9 protein-coding genes are annotated in these 17,983 nt (G+C 69.9%); 4 read left to right on the top strand and 5 right to left on the bottom strand.

All coding sequences use genetic code 11. From position 1 onward, the window contains the following. The first annotated feature begins 30 nt into the window (after positions 1-30). On the top strand, positions 31-1,818 hold the full coding sequence (locus IE209_RS22375) for an ATP-binding response regulator (RefSeq protein WP_189689121.1): 1,788 nt from the start codon (positions 31-33) through the stop codon (positions 1,816-1,818). Positions 1,819-1,939: 121 nt separating this feature from the next. On the opposite strand, the gene IE209_RS22370 is transcribed toward IE209_RS22375, so the two are convergent. The 3 genes from IE209_RS22370 to IE209_RS22360 all read right to left on the bottom strand — a co-directional run bounded on the left by IE209_RS22370 (position 1,940) and on the right by IE209_RS22360 (position 12,746). After that, positions 1,940-6,610: a GMC oxidoreductase gene (locus IE209_RS22370; protein WP_189689120.1), complete on the bottom strand. Its 4,671-nt coding sequence runs from the start codon at positions 6,608-6,610 to the stop codon at positions 1,940-1,942. 15 nt (positions 6,611-6,625) lie between these two features. Continuing rightward, the gene (locus IE209_RS22365) at positions 6,626-9,661 is read right to left on the bottom strand and encodes a hypothetical protein (protein ID WP_189689119.1); all 3,036 of its coding nucleotides are present in this window, start codon (positions 9,659-9,661) and stop codon (positions 6,626-6,628) included. A gap of 967 nt (positions 9,662-10,628) precedes the next feature. Continuing rightward, positions 10,629-12,746, bottom strand: coding sequence for a putative bifunctional diguanylate cyclase/phosphodiesterase (locus tag IE209_RS22360; RefSeq protein WP_189689118.1), 2,118 nt, complete (start codon positions 12,744-12,746; stop codon positions 10,629-10,631). A 207-nt stretch (positions 12,747-12,953) separates the two neighbouring features. Here IE209_RS22360 and IE209_RS22355 point away from each other — a divergent pair, with 207 nt between their 5' ends. Then, a complete protein-coding gene (locus IE209_RS22355) occupies positions 12,954-13,979 on the top strand; it encodes a sensor domain-containing diguanylate cyclase (protein WP_189689117.1) in 1,026 nt (341 codons plus the stop codon). A gap of 12 nt (positions 13,980-13,991) precedes the next feature. Here the strand turns inward: IE209_RS22355 and IE209_RS22350 are convergent, their stop codons facing one another. Continuing rightward, entirely contained in the window at positions 13,992-14,969 is a 978-nt protein-coding gene (locus IE209_RS22350) for a tripartite tricarboxylate transporter substrate binding protein (protein ID WP_189689116.1), read from the bottom strand. A 130-nt stretch (positions 14,970-15,099) separates the two neighbouring features. Between IE209_RS22350 and IE209_RS22345 the strand changes: the two genes are divergently transcribed. Then, the gene (locus IE209_RS22345; protein WP_189689115.1) at positions 15,100-15,858 is read left to right on the top strand and encodes an SDR family NAD(P)-dependent oxidoreductase; all 759 of its coding nucleotides are present in this window, start codon (positions 15,100-15,102) and stop codon (positions 15,856-15,858) included. Next, a complete protein-coding gene (locus tag IE209_RS22340; protein WP_189689114.1) occupies positions 15,855-16,640 on the top strand; it encodes an alpha/beta fold hydrolase in 786 nt (261 codons plus the stop codon). The genes IE209_RS22345 and IE209_RS22340 overlap by 4 nt, the downstream gene beginning before the upstream one ends. 1 nt (position 16,641) lies before the next feature. Here IE209_RS22340 and IE209_RS22335 read toward each other — a convergent pair whose 3' ends face one another. Beyond that, complete coding sequence (locus tag IE209_RS22335) at positions 16,642-17,982, bottom strand: NAD(P)/FAD-dependent oxidoreductase (protein WP_189689113.1); 1,341 nt, start codon at positions 17,980-17,982, stop codon at positions 16,642-16,644. Position 17,983 lies beyond the last annotated feature (1 nt).

The raw sequence follows: 17,983 nt of genomic DNA, 5'->3' as shown, positions 1-17,983 counted from the left end.
CCGATGCCGCAAGGCGCGACCAACTAGTTCATGCACAACGCTTCCACGACAGCTGCAGCCGGCTTTGCCCAGGATCTGGACGAGCTCCGTCTGCAGACCATCACCGAGTTTTCGTCCAATCTGCGCTGGCAGATCCTCGCTGCGGTGTTAATGGTCGCCGCCATGGGGGTCGTCGGCGGGCTGCCTTGGCTGGTTCCCGTGGCCTGGGCAGTTGCCGTCACCGCCGCGCGGGAGTGGCGGCTGGCCTTGTTCCGTCGGCTGGTGGCCCAGGTGGAGCGGCCGGTCGCAGAGCGCCTGCGCCAGGCGGGCTGGAGCACCTTGCTGCTGGGCTGCCTGCACGGCGCAAGTGCCGGGTTCATGTTTTGGATGGACGTCCCCGAGAGTGCGATCCTGACCATGGTCTTGACCTCGCAGGCCGCGGGCAGTGCCGCGGCCTCCTACACGATCAAGCCCGTTAGCGTTGGTTTTCAGGCGGGGATGGTCGTGCCATCGGCGCTGGTGTGGGCCTTGCATCCGCACTGGTGGTCGTGGGCCATTGCAGCCCTGCTGCTGATGTTGCTGGGCGTGCAGATTCGCTTCTCGGAGCAGAACCGCCGCGTATTCGAGGAGGCGTTCCGCATCCGTACGGAGAACACCGTCCTGCTCCGGCAGTTGTCGCACGAACGCGAGCAGCTCGCCGAGGCCCGCGACGCTGCTGTTCGCGCGGACCTTTCCAAAAGCCGCTTTCTCGCCGCAGCAAGCCACGACCTGCGTCAGCCCATGCAGAGCCTGGCTCTGAACAGCGGCACCCTGACACGCATGCAGCTGGACGGCGAGACCCGTGCCATTGCGCAGGAGATCAGCGAGGGCATCGAGGTGCTGCGCCAGATGCTCGATGGCCTGCTTGACATCTCCCAACTCGACGCCGGCGCGGTGCGCCCGCATTTGCAGCAGATCCCGCTCAAGCGCTTCCTCGAAAACGTCTGTGAGCGCCTGCGGCCGTCTGTGCTCGCCAAATCCCTGGCACTGCACTGCGAGTGCGAAGACGGAGTCTTCGTGACAAGCGACGTGGAAATGCTACGCCGCATCGTCTCCAACCTACTCGACAACGCGCTGAAATTCACCGAGCAAGGCAGCATTGGCGTACGGGTGCGTCTGCTAGGCAAGGACCGTATCCGGCTGACGGTGTGGGACACCGGGAGAGGCCTGGATGCCCAAGACCAGGAGAGGGTGTTCGAGGACTTCGCCCAGGTTGGCAATCCGCAGCGCGACCGGCGACGCGGCCATGGCCTCGGCCTTGGCATCGTGCGCCGCCTGGCGCGGTTGCTGAGCATCCGCTACACGGTCGACTCGCGCGTGGGCGAAGGTACGCGCGTGCATTTGGACATGCCCGCCGCAGCCGGTGCCGAGCCGGTCGTGGGCGGCAGCTCGCACGCGATACCAGCCTTGATTGCGCGGCTCGTGCTCGTGGTGGACGACGACGCGGCAGTGCTTTCGGCCTACCGGCACGCTCTCGCCAGCCTGGGCTGCAAGGTGCGTGCTGTGGCCACTGTCGAGGCGGCCTGCGCAGCGGTTGCCGAGGAGTCGGTGGAAGTGGCGGTGGTGGACTACCGCCTGGACGACACAGATGGTCTGCAGACTGTAAGGCGACTGCGCGAGTACCGCCCCGGCCTGCCCGCCGTGCTGGTCTCAGCCGACAGCTCGCCCCAGATGCTGGCGGCGGCACTGCAGATGGGCATGCCCTGCCTGCGCAAGCCGGTCACCGACGCGAGCCTGGCGCAAGCGATCAACGAAGCGCTGAACACGCGCATGACGACGCCCCCGCCGGCCAAGGACTGAGCGGAGCAGGCTTTCCGCACACCGGCGTATTGATCTTTCCGCAGGAAGAGCCTTTGGGAGTGCCGACGGACGCCGGTGGCCACTGCGGCCCAGGTGAGAGGCCTGTGCGCGGGCAGCCGCCTCAACCGATCACCGTCTCGCCCGCCCGCATGCCCAGCACGCGGTAGGCCTCCCATTGCGCGTCGTCGAAGAACTGGTCGAACGTGCGGTCCTGCGGGAAGGATGGGTAGGCAGTGGCGTGGTAACGGGTATCGGCGGGGAGTTCCATGCCCACACACGGCTTGATCAACAGCAGCCAGCAGATCCTTGACGGGTCGTCGGCATAGGTCACCCGGGCCAAGGTCGCGCAGCGCTCTGCATCGCGCTTGAGTGACGACAGGTCGCGCGCGATGCCCTGCGGATTCAGCCAGGCGGCGAAGGCCGGCGGTACGGCCGGGAGCATGGTCCCGTCCCACTCGATCGCGGCACCGAAGTCGACGCGCGCCTGGCGGGTCAATACCGCGAGGTCGTCGAAGCGGTACTCGGGATCCTGTGTGGCATCCACCGCGATCATGAAGCGCACGCGGCGGCGCAGTAGCTCGTACAGGCCGGTGTTGTCGAAATGGCCGCCATCGCTGAGGTTCCACAGCGCAGCCGAGGCACCAGGGAAGCGGGCACGCCACTCGGCGAGCAGGTGCATCTGCAGCGGGAACAAAAACTGCGGCAGACCCTTGACCCGCTCCCACAGATCCAGCGGAAAGCGCCCGGGCCGCTTGTCCGCGGGGATGCCACTGTCCCACCAGTAGCCGACACGCAGGTTGCACAGGCCCAGCAGCACCGAACGGACCAGCGATGTACTGCGGCCCAGGCCGGTGGAGACGGCGGCGCCGGAGATCGCGACCCATTGCCCGAGCTTGAGTCGTTCAACGCTCACCGGCGCGCCGTCGCGGCTTGCCAGCACATGGAACTGCTGCGGGTTGGGGGCGATGCGCACAGGCGTGAGCGGCGCGGCGCGTGCCGACATCCCGCTCTCGCGCGGCGCCCACAGCGCATGGTGGCGCAGCCCCACGCTGATCCCGGCAGGCCCTACGCACATCGGCAAGCCCTTGTCGTCCCGCAACTGGCGGCCGGAGCTGCCGTCCACGGTGTCGTTGACGCACACGCCGATCAGGTGCAGCGCCCCCCCGTGCGCGTGCGGCGCGTAGGCGTCGAACTCCACGTCGTCGGACGCATCGGGCACGTGCACCGGCACAGGCACGTCCACGCCCGGAGGGTGCACACGCGCGGCGTTGGACGCTCCGAGAAAGGTGCGCACCAGCTTCTGGCCATAGGCCTGCTGCAGTGACGACAGGTTCAGATACGCAATGGCCCGGCCGATGGCCAGCGAGGCCAGCAGCGCTGCGCCGGTGAGCCAGAGACCGACCTGCAAATCGAACGTCCAGTGGACCGCCATGTCCACATAGAGCAGCAGCAAGAACACCAGACCGAAGGTCAGTGTGGCCACCAGCACATGCCGGATGGGTCCGTCAAAGGGTGAGGATGCCGCGGCACCCATGCTGCCAATGAGCCGCATCACCAGCGCCCGCAACACCGGCAGCAGCGGCACGATGCCTGCCATCGACCACATGGGCCATTTCCGCTCAGGGTCCGCGCCCACACGGGCCAGAGAGTCCAATACCACCCAGACCACGGCCACGGCGAGGCCAAACAGGGTGCTGCCCAGGGCCCGCGACAGGCGGTTGCGGACCACCGTGCTGGGCGGTAGCGACGCGCGCGCGCCAGCGGCACCGAGCGGCCCGCGCAGCGCCCGCTCGGGGTCGGGTACCGGCACGCGCCAGCCCGCGATCCCCTGCGCAGCCCAGGCCAAGAGGACCAGCGCCAAGCCCAGCAGCGCCCACGGCCGAAGCAGCGGCACCCCCAGGCCGAACACAGCGCAGGCCACCAGGACCATCCACAGCAGCAGGGGAACCACCTCGCGCCCGCCTCCTTCTCGCGGGTCCTTCAGCACGAACCAGTAGCCGGCGGCCAGGGGCACGGTGCCGAACAACGCCAGCGCGGGCGCCAGCCACCACCAAGGTGTCAGCCCGATGTCTAGCAGTTTCCAGGACGGCGCCACCGGAAACCACGCCGCAGCATCGGCAGCCGCACGCGCCAAGCCGAACACCGCGAAGAACAGCAGCCCCAGCCACAGGTAGACGAAACCGAGGTTGCGCAGGACGATGGCGATGTTCGACTGCAGATCGGCGCGACTGCCGCTGTCGATGTAGTTGGCATGGCGCCGCAGCCACCACAATTCCGACGCCATGCCATTGCCCAGGATGGACTCGACGCGTCCCGGCTTGTCGGGCACGTCGGGGGACAGACGCGTGTACAGGCGGCCCAGAAAGGATGCCGCGAAGGCGCCCCCCGAGACGGACGACACTATGTCCACCCGGCGCAGCCGGCCCCGCTGCGCCAGCGCCTGCAGCACGCCCAAGCAGAAGGTCGCACTTCGGATGCCGCCGCCCGACAGCGCCAGGCCCACGGTGTCGTCCGGCAGGGATGCGGTCGCGGCGGCCTGACCTGCCCCGGTCCCGGGAGGGACGCCGCCGGGCGGGGGCGGAGGTGATGGTGGTGGGCCGCCGGGCTTGGCGGCGCGGCGGCGCAGGTGCACCGCCTCGGCCTCCGCGGCCGCCAGCGCGCGCGGGTATTCCGTCCGGTCGGCCAGCAGCAGATCGGCGGCCTTCTCGCCGATCATGAAGGTGGGTGTGGCGATGAAGTAGCCGGGAATGCGCGGAAACACCGACGTGTCTACGACGCGCAGGCTCTGCACGCCATGCACGCGGAAGTCGCTGCTGAGCACGACCTGCGCATCGGCCGGCGGCAGCCAGGCCGGGTCCGCGGTCCAGCGCGCCGCCCCCATCCTGCAGGTGCCGCAGGCATGGTGGCCCCATGCCTCGTCGCGGATCCAGTCGTCGAGCTGGGGCGAGCGTCCGGGTGGCACCGCCGGGCCGGGCTGCACTTCGCGCACGAACCCCGGCACCTTGGCGTTGATCTCACGCATGCGCACCACGGCTTCGGCCAGAGCCTCGACATCCTTCTGCGCACCAACCGTGGCGGGGAAGGAATGGAAGTCGATCTGCGGGGGCTCCAGCGGATTGTTGCTGCGCAGGCGAACACGGCCGTGGTCGTTGTCGGTGTAGGCCTTGAGGATGACCCAGGTCCACAGGTCGCGCTGCTCGGCGCCAGCGCCCTTGGTCGCCATCAGCAGTTCGCGCGACCAGTTCCAGTAGTAGCCCCGGAACGCTGCCGGCACACCGAAGATGAACAGGTCCGGGTCGCGCCGCACCTCCTGGTTGGCGCGGGACGACATCATCAGCGCGAGCGCGCCGCCGTTGGTCGCGTACAGGCCGCTGCCGTCCTCGCGCCACTGTGCCAGCACCTTGTCGTCGGGCGGACCGGGCCTGAAGGTCGCGCCATCCAGCGTGGAGAACGGCGCATCGGCCTGGCTGATGATGCTGACCTCGTAGCGGTCCTGCAGGTGCCGGCCCACGCCGGGCAGGTGGACCACCGGCGCCACGTCCGCGCCAGCGGTGCCGCGCAGCCCAGTGATGCCATGGAGCAGGAGTTCGGTGCGGTCGCCGATGCCACTGAGCATGAGCAGCTGCGGGGAGTTGAACGCACCGCCGCAGACGATGATCTCCTCGCGCGCGAAAAATTTCTCGGTCGGCGTCGACGGGCCCTCGCGCGGACTGCGCGGGCTGGCACGGTACAGGTGGGTGCCCCGCACCAGCTCCACGCCGATGGCTCTCGGCGGCCCGTGCTGCTCCGCCTTGAACAGCAGCCGCGTGACATGCGTGCCTGTCTCGATGACCAGGTGCTGCGGTTTCTGTTGCTGCACCCGAAGCAGATGCTCGCGCAGGCCGCTACGGCGCCCGTTCTCGGTGCCGATCGAGATCAGCGACAGGTGCGCGTGCGCCGGTAGCCGGGGCGAGCGCACGTTGGGATCCAGGGATCGCAACGGCTGCGTCCGCAGCGCATCGCCCAGCAATCGGGCGCGCTGACCCGTGGTCGTCAGCGTGGCGAGGATGACGCGCCTCAGGATGTGCAGCAAGGCCCGGTCGCCGCGCACGATGCGCGCGATGACCAGCGGATCGATGAAGTTCGTCGGCTGCCAGCCCTGCGTGCCGTGCCCCCCGGTATCGAGCTGTCGGCGTGGTTCGACCAGTGTCAGGGCCCGCCGCACCAGGGCGAAGGCGCGGCCGAAGACGCGGCGCTGAAAGCTGTCGTAGACGCCGTAGCCCAGCGAGCGCTCGATCTTCGTGAAGTAGCCCTGCATGTGCTCCGAGCGCCACGACGCATCGTTGGTGCTCTCGGCGATCCGGTCCCAGTCGGCATCGTTGGGACGCACGATGATCATCGCGTGGTGCGCCGTGCAGCCGCCGATGGCGGCGGCGCGCGGGTACTGGATGCCGCCCTTGCGGATGCCGATGCCGGGATCCTGCTTGGCGTCGTACTTGGAGTCGCGGGCCTGGCGGGCGTCGTCGTCGTAGTGCCGCACCGAGAACACCCAACTGGTCTGCGGGTCCTCGGTGGCCGCGGCATGGAAGGCGGGCACCGCATAGACGTCGCGCGGCGCCGCGTCGTGTGCGTTCAGCGCAGGATCGACACCGGCCTCGAGCAGCAGCACCCGCCGCCCGCCCAGCGCCAGCCGCGCGGCCAGCGGACCGCCTCCCGCGCCGGAGCCGATGACGATGTAGTCGAACGGTGTCTGCTCGGGATCGCGCGCCAGCTCGATCAGCGCCGCGCGGTCCTTCGGGGTGGTGGCGTCCATGGGTTCGGGTTCCTCTTACAGGGTTTCGAGGAAGGCCTTGAGCTGCTGCTTCTCCTGGTCGGACAGGGCTTCGGCGAACCAGTGGCCGCGGTCGAGCACGAAGTCCGGGCACTTGCTGGCCTTGAGCAGCGGCTGCTCGGCTTCCTGCAGAAAGACGGGCAAAGCCCGGTCGTCGCGTTCCACCCCTTCGCCGGGAAACTCCTTGCGCATGCGCAGCACGCCACGCGTGAGGCCGGCGACAGCATGGAACAGGTCGGCGCCGCTCGCCTCGGGGCTCAGGTTCATCACCAGGTTGACCGGCGTGCCCCGGGGAATCGGCCCGAGCCGGATGTCGCTGCCGCGCCCGTCCTCCAGCGTGCCGAACCACAGGCCGATGGCCGTCAGGCCCAGCGCGCTCAGGCCGAAGAGGATGCGTGTGGGCAGGCGCAGCCATGGCAGCAGCAGCACCACCGCCGCGCCGAGTGCCACCAGCCCCGGGATGGCCCACAGCAGCGGATGGATGGTGTCGATGTCGGTGCCGCGACCGTCGACCCAGGCTCCGAGCGACAGGCCGATGGCCAGCAGGACCAGCGCGCTCAAGCCGAAGAAGACGCGTGCGGGCAACCGCAGCCAGGGCATCAGCAGGAACACGGCGGCGCAGAGCGCCGCCAGCCCCGGAATGGCCCACAGCAGCGGATGGATGGAATCGATGCCTGTGGCGCGCAGCAACGCGGCCACGCTGGCGGCGAACACGGCGAGCACGAAGCCAGCCCAGCGCGCACGTCCGACCAGGGCCAGTACCACGGCGATGAGCGCCCCCAGCCACCACAGCGGCCCCGTGGCGAAGTCCAGCAGTCCCTCGCCCACGACGCCGGCCAGCAACGGACGGATGAAGGGCGCGCGGATATCGATCCAGGTCGGCTCGGTCGTGCGGTAGATGAACCCAGGCTCGTCCGCGTAGCCTTCCAGTTGCTTGCGCAGGTCGCCGATGTGGCCGCTTCCTTCGGCGCGCCTACTCCGCCAGAACATCTTGTCGATGCCGTCGTCGAACCCAGCCAGCCGCGCCGCCACCGACGGATCGGGATCGTTGCTGGGAATGCGCTTTTCCGGCGTCTTCTCCTGCTCGCCCCCCTCCTTCTTCTCCACCGCGGCCTTCGGATCCTCCTTGCCGAACGCGTTGAACCTGCCGAGCGTGTTGTTGTGCAGATAGGGCGCGGTGGCCCACAGGCTCACCAGCGAGGCCGGACGGTAGTAGCCGGGGCCGCCCTCCGGCGGCGCATAGCTGTCGTTGTTGCCCCAGGGGTCGGACGCCACCTTGCCGGCCAGGCTCGGGTTGTAGAAGCGCACCTCGCCCACGGCAGGCAGCTTCTTGTAGTCTTCCGAGGAGAAGTTGTCCCAGACCTGGCCACGCATCGCATTGGTGCCCACGGCACGGCCGGAGTTGGTGCCGACCAGCGTGACCGGCACGCGGATGTCGGTGGAGAGGTAGTTGTCACTCACGAAATCTTTGCCCGCGGCTTTCGGATCGCTCACGAAGGACTTCAGGCGTTCCACATAGGCCTGGTGCGCCGGGCTCAGCCGGTAGGCGTCCCAGTCGGCATAGTCCATCGGCAATGTCAGCGGCCAGGACTGCGTCACTGAAGCTTGGCGCCAGTCGCGAGAAAACTCCAGCGCGAAGCCCGCCGGCTGCTTGCTGGAGTGGCAGACCGCACAGTTCTGCAGGAAGACCTGGCGGCCGTCTTTGACCAGGTGTTCGTGTTTCTTCAGCCGCTCGCGCCCCTCGGGCGTGGCCTCGAGCTTCATGGCCTGTGTGACTGTCGCCTTCGTCGCGGTCACATGGGTGAAGAATGCCGCCAGCTGCGGAATGCGGTAGCGCTCCGTGGCCTGCCAGTAGACCGACTTGTTCCTGATCGTCGCCAGTTCGAACGGCCGCTGCGGCGTGAAGCCGATGAGGGGGTTGTGCAGGTTCTGCCACTGCTCACCGTAGGCGCCGATGTTGAGGTACACGCGCGCCAGCGCCCCCTCCAGGCCGATGCTGTCCGAGCCGTCGAGCAGCACGCGTGGCGTGTGGCGCGGGCTGGTGTTCGGTGGATCTGCGCTGCTGGGCTGCAGCAAGTTGGCTACGCTCTGCTCTTCTGGCGGATTGAGGAGGGCCCGCTGGTTGCGCGCGTTGACCTCGAACACCGCATTCATGGTGTTGGCGTTGTTGATGTGGTCAGTGCTGACCAGAGAGGCGTCGACGGTACCCCGCTGCTGGCTGGCCACGAACTGCCATAGGAAGCTGTGCGGCTGCTTGAGGTTCAGGAAGGCCTTGGGCGGATTCCAGTACTGCGCGCCGATGATGCTGGACAGGTTGGCCCACCGGGGGTTTTCGGGGTCAGTCGGCGGGTTCAGCGGATGCGGCGCGACATGGCAGAAGGCGCAGGCCATGCTGACACGGAACGGGCGCACCAGCGCGGGATCGGCGTGGATGGCCTGGCGCGGCTTGTTCTTGGTGTCCTTGACGTAGTAGGCACCAGGGGCAGCATCGGTCACCTTTTCCTTCCAGTACGCCCGCGCCTTCTCCGCGGCTGGCGTGGCGCCGAAGAAGTCGGGGTTCGGCATCAGGCGCAGCCCCACGACGCCCGAGGGATAGCCGTAGACTCGGGGGTCGACGCCGTCCTGTGCCAGACGGGCGATGGTGGACTCGTAGAGTCTGCGGTTGCCGATGGCGAAGGGCTCGCTGTAACCGGCCGGGTACGGGCCCGTCAAGCCCTCCAGCCAGACCTTGTTCTTGGGATCGGGGTCGGCCTCGTCCAGATACAGCCCCAGCACCGGCTCACCCTGCTGTGTGCGCATGCCCGGCTGGTTGACCACGCCGAGATCCTTGAAGCGGCTCCCCCGCTGCCGCGAATCGAGCAGTACCAAGAGGTCTGCCAAGCCGTAGCCCTGCTCTTGCAGCCACCCCCAGAAGACCTCGTTGCCCTGCCCCCACAGCATCCAGGTGTTCTGTCCCCGCACGGCCTGGCGCGCCTCCTCCAGCTTGCTGCTCTCTGTCACAGCCAAGTAGTCGAGCGGCACCAATTTTTTCATTCCTGGATCGAAGACTTGGTCCATCTGCCCGAAGACCGGCCTGGGCTCTGTAGGAAAGCTGTCGGGTCCGCGTGCCAGCAATGGTGTGCCGCGCAGTGTCGTGACGCCTTTGCCGGCTGCGTCGACCGGCGCGCCGACTTCGACACCATCGACGCGCGACTGCTTGCCGGCGTGCAAGGCTGGCGCGGTGGCGGCGGCTGGATAGCGCGCGCGCGCCGCCGTCAGCCTTGCGTCGGCGGACGCGGCAACTGCAGGAGGTGGGGCCGCCACGGAGGCAGGCTCGGTAGGCGCCACGGCTGGGCTCACGGCCAGCGCGGCCGGCCACAGAACCGCCAGCACAGCCGACAGCAACAAGTTGAAGCGCCGCCGAATACCGCGCGCGGGCACCGTTCCCAGGCCAGCAGTACCGTCACCATGCATGTCGATTCCTCCGGGGGCCGTTTCTCGGTGGCCTAAGGTGCGGACCGAGCGGAGCTTTTCGCATACGTCAGTCCTTTTGTGATTCTTTCCACTTCCTTGGATGCAGAAATCATCACAACAGAGGATGCACAGGAGACCTTCGCCCGGCAGCTGCTAGGCGCTACACCTCTGCGACGTACCCCGGGCAAGCCCGATGCAGAGCTGCGCCAGCTGGGCGGCGCCCGTTGCACGCAGTGAAAGGCCGGCCGGTCGATGACGCGGCTGTGCTCGCCCGGCTGGACCATCGCTTAGTCGGACACCACAGCGGACGCCGGCGCAATGCCACGATGGCCAACAACACAGGTATGTCCCTCGCGCGGATACCGCTGGGCGACTCCGACCGCGCCGCGACGGCGACGCGGCGCCCCCCGGTGTTCACAGGGCGTTGAGTGTGAACGTGCGCTGCTTTCGCAACTCGGTGGCACTGCGCTGCCTCAAGCTCGGCCTGCAGATGCAGGCCGGTGCCGGTGCCGGTGCCGGTGTCGGTGCCGGTGCTGCCCGACGGCGCTCAGACCGACAGTTCGACCGCCTGAGCGGCGCCGGCCTCGCGCCGACGCGTGTCCTCGGCCCACGCGGCCACGTGCTCGGCCGGCATGGGCTTGGCGAACAAATAGCCCTGCAGGTCGTCGCACTGCAGGCGCGTCAACACGTCCTGCTGCGCCGCGGTCTCCACGCCTTCGGCCACCACCTGCAGGCCCAGCGCATGGGCCAGCCGGATCACGGCCTCGACGATGGCGCGCGCGTCCGCGCTGGACTCCAGGTCCTGCACGAAGGAGCGGTCGATCTTGAGTTCGCCCACCTGCAGCTGGCGCAGGTACGAAAGGCTGGAGTAGCCGGTGCCGAAGTCGTCGATGGACAGCTGCACGCCGATGTCCGAGAGCGCCTCGAAGGCCTTGAGCGTGCCCTCGGCATCCTCCATGGCAACCGATTCGGTGATCTCGAAGGTCAGCTGCGCTGCGTCGATGCCTTCGCGCGCGATGGTGGCCGCCACGCGCCGCACGAAGTCTTCCTGGCGCAGCTGGTGCACCGACAGGTTGACGGCCACGCGCAGGTGCAGGTCCTGGCGTTGCCAGGACGCGATCTGCCGGCAGGCTTGCTCGATGACCCAGTGGCCGACCGCGGAGATCAGGCCGAAGCGCTCGGCGACGGGGATGAACACCGCCGGGCCCAGCAGCCCGCGCGTGGGATGCTGCCAGCGCACGAGCGCCTCCACACCGGTCATGCGCTGGCGCCCGGCGCTGACCTTGGGCTGGTAGTGCAAGGCCAGTTCGCCACGCTCCAGCGCCAGCCGCAGTTCGCGCTGCAAGGCGATCTGCTCGCGCACCCCGGCGTTCATGTGGGCCTCGAAGAAGGCATAGGAGGAGCCGCCGGCGCGCTTGGCCGCGTACATCGCCGCGTCGGCATGGGCCATCAGCTCGGCGTGGGGCCCGTCGGAGGGGTACAGCGCGACGCCGATCGAACAGGACAGCCGCACCTCGTGCCCGCCATGCTCCATGGGCGCGCTGACGGTGTCGATCAGGCGCTGCGCTGCCTGCGCGATGGCGGCCGAATCGGATGCGCCTTCCAGCAGCAGCACGAACTCGTCACCGCCCACGCGTGCCACCGTGTCGCAGGCGCGCACCGTCGCCGCCAGCCGGCGCCCGACCTCCTGCAGCACGGCGTCGCCGATGCGGTGGCCGAAGGAATCGTTGACGGGCTTGAAGCCGTCCAGGTCGATGAACAGCAGCGCCAGGCTGGCATGGTCGCGCCGGCTGCGCTCCACGGCCGAGGCCACGCGCTCGTCGAACAGCAGCCGGTTGGGCAGGCCGGTCAGCGCGTCGCGGAAGGCGATCTGCTGCAGCTCGGCATTGGCGGCCTTGAGCGAGGACGCGAGCCGCTCGGTCTTGCCCTGCATGCGCGCGTCCAGCAGCGAGGTGAACATGGCCATGCTCAGCAGCATGGTGGCGGCCACCGTGACCAGCACGCCGAGGCTGTCGCCGCGCAGTTGGTCCGCGCTCAGGCAGACGCTGTCGGCCGCGAACCCGGCGGCCGCCATGCCCGTGTAGTGCATGCCGCAGATCGCAGCGCCCATGGCCAGCGCGGCCAGCACCTGGCGGTTGCGCGCGGCCATGCCGCGGTAGTCGCGCAACGCGAAGAAGATCAGCAGCGCCACGGCCGATGCAAGCACGGCGATCGCCCCGGAAGCCACGACCAGCAGCCAGTCCCACTGGATGCCGGGGGCCAGCACCATCGAAGCCATGCCCAGGTAATGCATGGCGCAGATGCCTGCGCCCATGGCCAGCGCGCCGCAGCCCAGCCGTGCGAGGGTCAGCCTGGGCAGGCTGGCGGTGTGCAGCGCGACGCCCGAGGCCGCCACCGCCGCGACCCAGGACAGGCCTGTGACCGTGTAGCCGTACCCCACCGTGAACGGCAGTGCAGCCGCCAGCATGCCGACGAAGTGCATGGACCAGACGCCCGTGCCCAGCGCCAGCGAGCCGCCGATGTGCCAGGCGCGCGCAATGGTCCGGTCCTGCGTGCGTACGCGCTGGGCCAGGTCCAGCGCGACGAAGGACGCATAGCTGGCGATCAGGAACGAGAGCGCCACGACCCAGTGGTTGTAGCTGACCTCGGCGAAGGCTGGTGTCATGGTGTGGAGCGATCAGCCGCCCGGCTGCGCAGGAGGCGAGCACGCGGCGACGGCCCATTCTCAGCGTCGCGCCACACACAAGTGTGGAGCAATCTTGTCACGATGCCCCTGTAGAACCTGCCAGGGACGGGGGCGCATGAATTCCGTGTCCAAGGCAGGCTTGTTTAGACTGCGCGGCCGTGTGCCACAACAAAGCGACAAGCACCCATGGACAACCTGATCGACCAGCTTTCCGTCACGGTCACCTCGGCCCGCACGCTGGAAGAGCTCACGCGGCCGATGCTGGAAATGCTGGAATCGGTCACGGGCATGGAATCGACCTACCTCACGACGGTGGACCTGCAGAACAGCGTGCAGCAGATCCTGTATGCGCGCAACGCCGGCACGATGCAGCTGCCCGAAGGCCTGTCCGTGCCCTGGGGCGATACGCTGTGCAAGCGCGCGCTGGACGCCAAGCTGCCCTTCGCCAACGACGTGGACCAGCGCTGGGGCGACTCCGCGGCGGCGCGCGCGCTCGGCATCCAGACCTACCTCAGCACGCCCGTGCGCAAGACCGACGGCGCGCTGTACGGCACCCTGTGCGCGGCCAGTGCGGCGCGGCATGAACTGCCGGCCAAGGCGCAGCGCATGCTGGCGCTGTTCTCCACGCTGATCGCGCAGCAGGTGGAACGCGAGGAACTGCTGCAAAAGCTCCTGCATGCGAACGCCCGCCTGACCGCGCTGGCCACGACCGACCCACTGACCCAGCTGGCCAACCGCCGCGCACTCAAGCAGGAGCTCCAGCGCCTGCTGGCGCTGGGCGTGCGGCAGGGCACGCCGGTGCTGGTGGCCTTCATCGACCTGGACGGTTTCAAGGCCATCAACGACACCCATGGCCATGACGCCGGCGACCAGTTTCTCGTCGCCCTGGCAGACCGGCTGCGCGCGGTGCAGCGCAAGGAAGACCTGGTCGCGCGCTGGGGCGGCGACGAGTTCGTGCTCGTCGGCCTGGGCCCGGAGCGCCCCGAGGAGCTGCCCGCCGCACGCGAGGCCTTGCAGCAGCGCGTGCTGCAGGCCACGGCGGGCGAGTACCGGCTCGACAAGATCAGGCTGCACTACCCCGGCGCCAGCGTGGGCGTGCTGGGCGTGCTGCCGGGCACGCAGGACGTCGATGCCGCGCTGCAGGCCGCCGACGCGCTGATGTACGGGGTCAAGCAGGCGCGCCGGGGCGCGGCGCACAGGCGGTCTGGCTGACCGCCGCGGGCCTCAATCCACGCGCGCACCCGAGTCCTTGACCACCTTGGCCCAGCGCGTGAGTTCGGCGTCGATGTGCGTGCCCAATGCCGCCGGCGTGGATCCGACCAGCTGGTAGCCGCTGGCCTCGAGCTGGGCGCGGATCTCGGGCTGCGCCACCACGGTGGCGATCTCGCGGCTGAGCCGCTCGGTGATCTCGGCCGGCGTGCCGGCCGGCGCCAGGATGGCGTACCAGCCATTGACCACGAAGTTGGGCACGCCGAGTTCCTGCATGGTCGGCACATCCGGCAGCATGGGCATGCGGCGCTCGCCGGTCACGGCCAGCGGGTGCAGCTTGCCGGCCTTCACGTGCGGCAGCGAGGTCGAGGCGCTGTCGAAGGCCAGGTCCACTTCGCCGCCCAGCAGCGCGTTGACCATGGGCGCGCTGCCCTTGTAGGGCACGTGCGTCATCTTCACGCCGGCCGCCGTGCTGAAGTACTCCGCCGCCAGGTGGCTGGTGTTGCCGTTGCCGGCCGAGGCAAACGTGATCTTGCCCGGGTTGGCCTTGGCCTGCGCGATGAGCTCGGGCACCGTGCGCGCCTTCAGCGCACTGCTGCCCGTGACCAGCAGGGGCAGGTTGGACACCAGCGAGACCGGCGCGAAGTCCTTGCGCGTGTCGTAGGGCAGCCTGGGATACAGACTTGCGTTGATGGCGTGCGCCGCCAGCACCATGATGAAGGTGTACCCGTCGGGCTTGGCGCGCGCGGCGTACTGCGAGGCCAGCGTGCCGCCCGCGCCGGGCTTGTATTCCAGCACCACGGGCTGGCCCAGGCGTTCCTGCAGCTTGATCGACAGCGGCCGGGCCACGAGGTCGGCGCTGCCGCCGGGCGGGTATGGAATCACCAACTGGACCGGTCGGTCGGGCCAGGCCTGGGCGAACGCGGACGGTGCCGTGGCGGCGCCGAGGGCGAGGCCGGCGGCGGTGATCAGGTGGCGGCGGAATGCGTTCATGGTGTGTCTCCTTGCGTCTCGGCGCTGCGGACGCGCAGCGCGTCGCGGCACAGTGTCGTTGCGGACGGCCTGCGGCGCTGTCACCACCGCGCTGGCCTAACATGTCCGCCTCCCCGCTCACGACCTTGCCATGACCCCCTCCTCCCACCTCACCATCCTGACCGGCGCCTCGCGCGGCATGGGCCTGGCCATGGCCCGGCAACTGCTGCAGGCGGGCCACCACCTGCTGTGCATCGCCCGCCAGGCCAACGCCGAGCTCGCGCAGCGGGGTGGCGTCCACTGCACGCAATGGCAAGCCGACCTGGCCGACGGGGCGGCCGTGGCCGCGCGCCTGGACCACTGGCTCAGCGGCCACCACGGCGCGCGCTGGGCCAGCGCCACGCTGATCAACAACGCGGGCGTGATTCCCGCGCTGGTGCCGCTCAGCGAGGCCGACCCGGCCGACCTGGCCCGCGCGCTGCGCGTGGGTCTGGAGGCCCCGATGCAACTCAGCGCAGCCTTCCTGGGCGCCACGGGCGGCTGGAGCGGCCAGCGCCGCGTGCTCAACATCTCCTCGGGCCTGGGCCGGCGCGCCCAGGCCTCGCAATCGGCCTACTGCGCGGCCAAGGCCGGCATGGACCACTTCACGCGCTGCCTGGCGCTGGACGAGGCGGGCAAGCCCAACGGCGCCAAGGTCTGCGCGCTGGCCCCCGGCGTGATCGACACCGACATGCAGGCCCAGCTGCGCGGCGCCGACGTGGCGCGCTTCCCGGACCAGGGCAATTTCGCCAAGCTGCACGCGGGCGGGCAGCTGACCTCGCCCGAGGAAGCCGCCGCGCGCGTGCTGGCCTACCTGGCGCGGCCGGACTTCGGCGCCAACCCCGTGGCGGACGTGCGCGATCCGGCATGAGCGGCGCGCAGGACCATGCCATCGCCACGCCGGCCGGCCGGCTGTTCGCGCGCAGCTGGACGCCCGAGGGCGCCGGCGACGCCGCGCCCGTGCTGCTGTTCCACGACTCGCTGGGCAGCGTGGACCTGTGGCGCGACTTCCCGGCCGCGTTGGCGCAGGCCACGGGCCGGCGTGTGGTGGCCTACGACCGGCTCGGCTTCGGCCGGTCCGACGCCTGCGGCGAGACGCTGACGCCGGCCTTCGTGCGCCACGAGGCGCAGGCCAACGTGCCGTCCCTGGCCGAACAGCTGGGCATGGCGCGCTTCGTGGCCTTCGGCCACAGCGTGGGCGGGGCCATGGCCGTGGAAACGGCGGCCGCGTTCGGCGAACGCTGCACGGCGCTGGTCACCGAGTCGGCCCAGACCTTTGCCGAGGACCGCACGCTCGAGGGCATCCGTGTGGCCAGGGCGCAGTTCGCCGAACCCGGGCAGCTGGACCGACTGGCCCGCTACCACGGCGACAAGGCGCGCTGGGTGCTCGCCGCCTGGACCGACACCTGGCTGTCGCCTGCCTTCGCGGACTGGTCCATCCACGGCGTGCTGCCGGCCGTGCGCTGCCCGGTGCTGGCCATCCATGGCGAGGACGACGAATACGGCTCGCCCGTGCACCCGCGCCGCATCGCCGCCGGCGTGTCCGGCCCGGCCGAGACGCTGCTGCTGCCCGGCTGCGGCCATGTGCCGCACCGCGAGCAACCGCAGCCGGTGCTGGCGGCCGTGGCGCGGCTGCTGGCCGGCGTCGGCTGAGCTACTTCGGTGGCGCCTGCACGTCGTGCACCACGCGTGCATGGCGGCGGAAGGTCCAGTAGGCACTGGCCCAGTCCATCAGCACGATGAGCCGGTTGCGAAAGCCGATCAGGAAGAAGATGTGCACGAACAGCCAGAACAGCCAGGCGAAGTAGCCCGAGAAGCGCAGCGGGCCGAACGGCGTGGGCACGTCGGCCACGGCCGAGTGGCGGCCGATGGTCGCGAGGTTGCCCCAGTCGCGGTAGCGGAACGGCTGGGTGGCTTGGCCCGCGATGCGCGCCAGCACGTTGGCCGCCGCGCAGCGCCCCATCTGCTTGGCACCCGGTGAGACGCCGGGCACCGGCTTGGGCGGCTGGCCCGGTACATGGCTCATGGCGGCCGCGAGGTCGCCGACCACGCTGATCTCGGGGTGACCCGGCAGGCTCAGGTCGGGCTGCACCTGCACGCGGCCCGCGCGGTCCAGCGTCGCGCCCGTAGCCCCCGCAACCAGCCGGCCCAGCGGCGAGGCTGCGACACCCGCGGCCCAGGTGATGCAGCGGCTCGCGATGCGCTCGGTGCGGGCCTGCGGCGTGTTGGCGTCGAGCGTGATGTCCAGCCCCTCGGCATCGATGCGCGTGACCAGCGCCGCCAGCCGCACGCGCACGCCGAGCGCCTGCAGCTGCTCGCGCGCGCGCTCGCTGAGCGCGGGCGGCATGGCCTGCAGCACGCGGGCGCCGCCCTCCACGAGCAGCACCTCGGCATCGGCCGGCGTGATGCGGCGGAACTCACCGGTCAGCGTGTGGCGCGCGATCTCCGCGAGCGTGCCGGCCATCTCCACGCCCGTGGGGCCGGCGCCGATCACGACGAAGGTCAGCAGCGCGCGGCGCCGGGCCGGATCGTGCTCGCGCTCGGCCGCCTCGAAGGCCAGGAGCACGCGGCGGCGGATCTCGAACGCATCGGCCAGGGTCTTGAGCCCGGGCGCGTGCACGGCCCAGTCGTCGTGGCCGAAATAGCTGTGCGTGGCACCGGCGGCCACGATCAGGTGGTCGTAGGCCAGGCGCTCGCCGTCGGCCAGCTGCACGCTGCGCGCCGCGGCGTCGATGCCGGTGACCTCGCCGAGCAGCGTGGTCACGTTGGGCTGGCGCCGGAACAGCAGCCGCGCCGGCGCCGCGATCGAGGGCGCGGCCAGGCCGGCCGTGGCCACCTGGTAGAGCAGCGGCTGGAACAGGTGGTGGTTGGTCTTCTCGACCACGGTCACGTCGACGGGCGCGCCGGCCAGCGCACGCGCGGCTTCCAGGCCGCCGAAGCCGCAGCCGACGATGACGACGCGCACCCGCGCGCCGGCAGGGGAAGGTGCTTGCATG

Origin of the sequence: Pseudorhodoferax aquiterrae (genome assembly GCF_014652235.1) — a bacterium.
Classification (GTDB): domain Bacteria; phylum Pseudomonadota; class Gammaproteobacteria; order Burkholderiales; family Burkholderiaceae_C; genus Pseudorhodoferax; species Pseudorhodoferax aquiterrae.
Note: the sequence above shows the minus strand (reverse complement) of the source record. Positions and strands in the feature narration are given on the sequence as shown.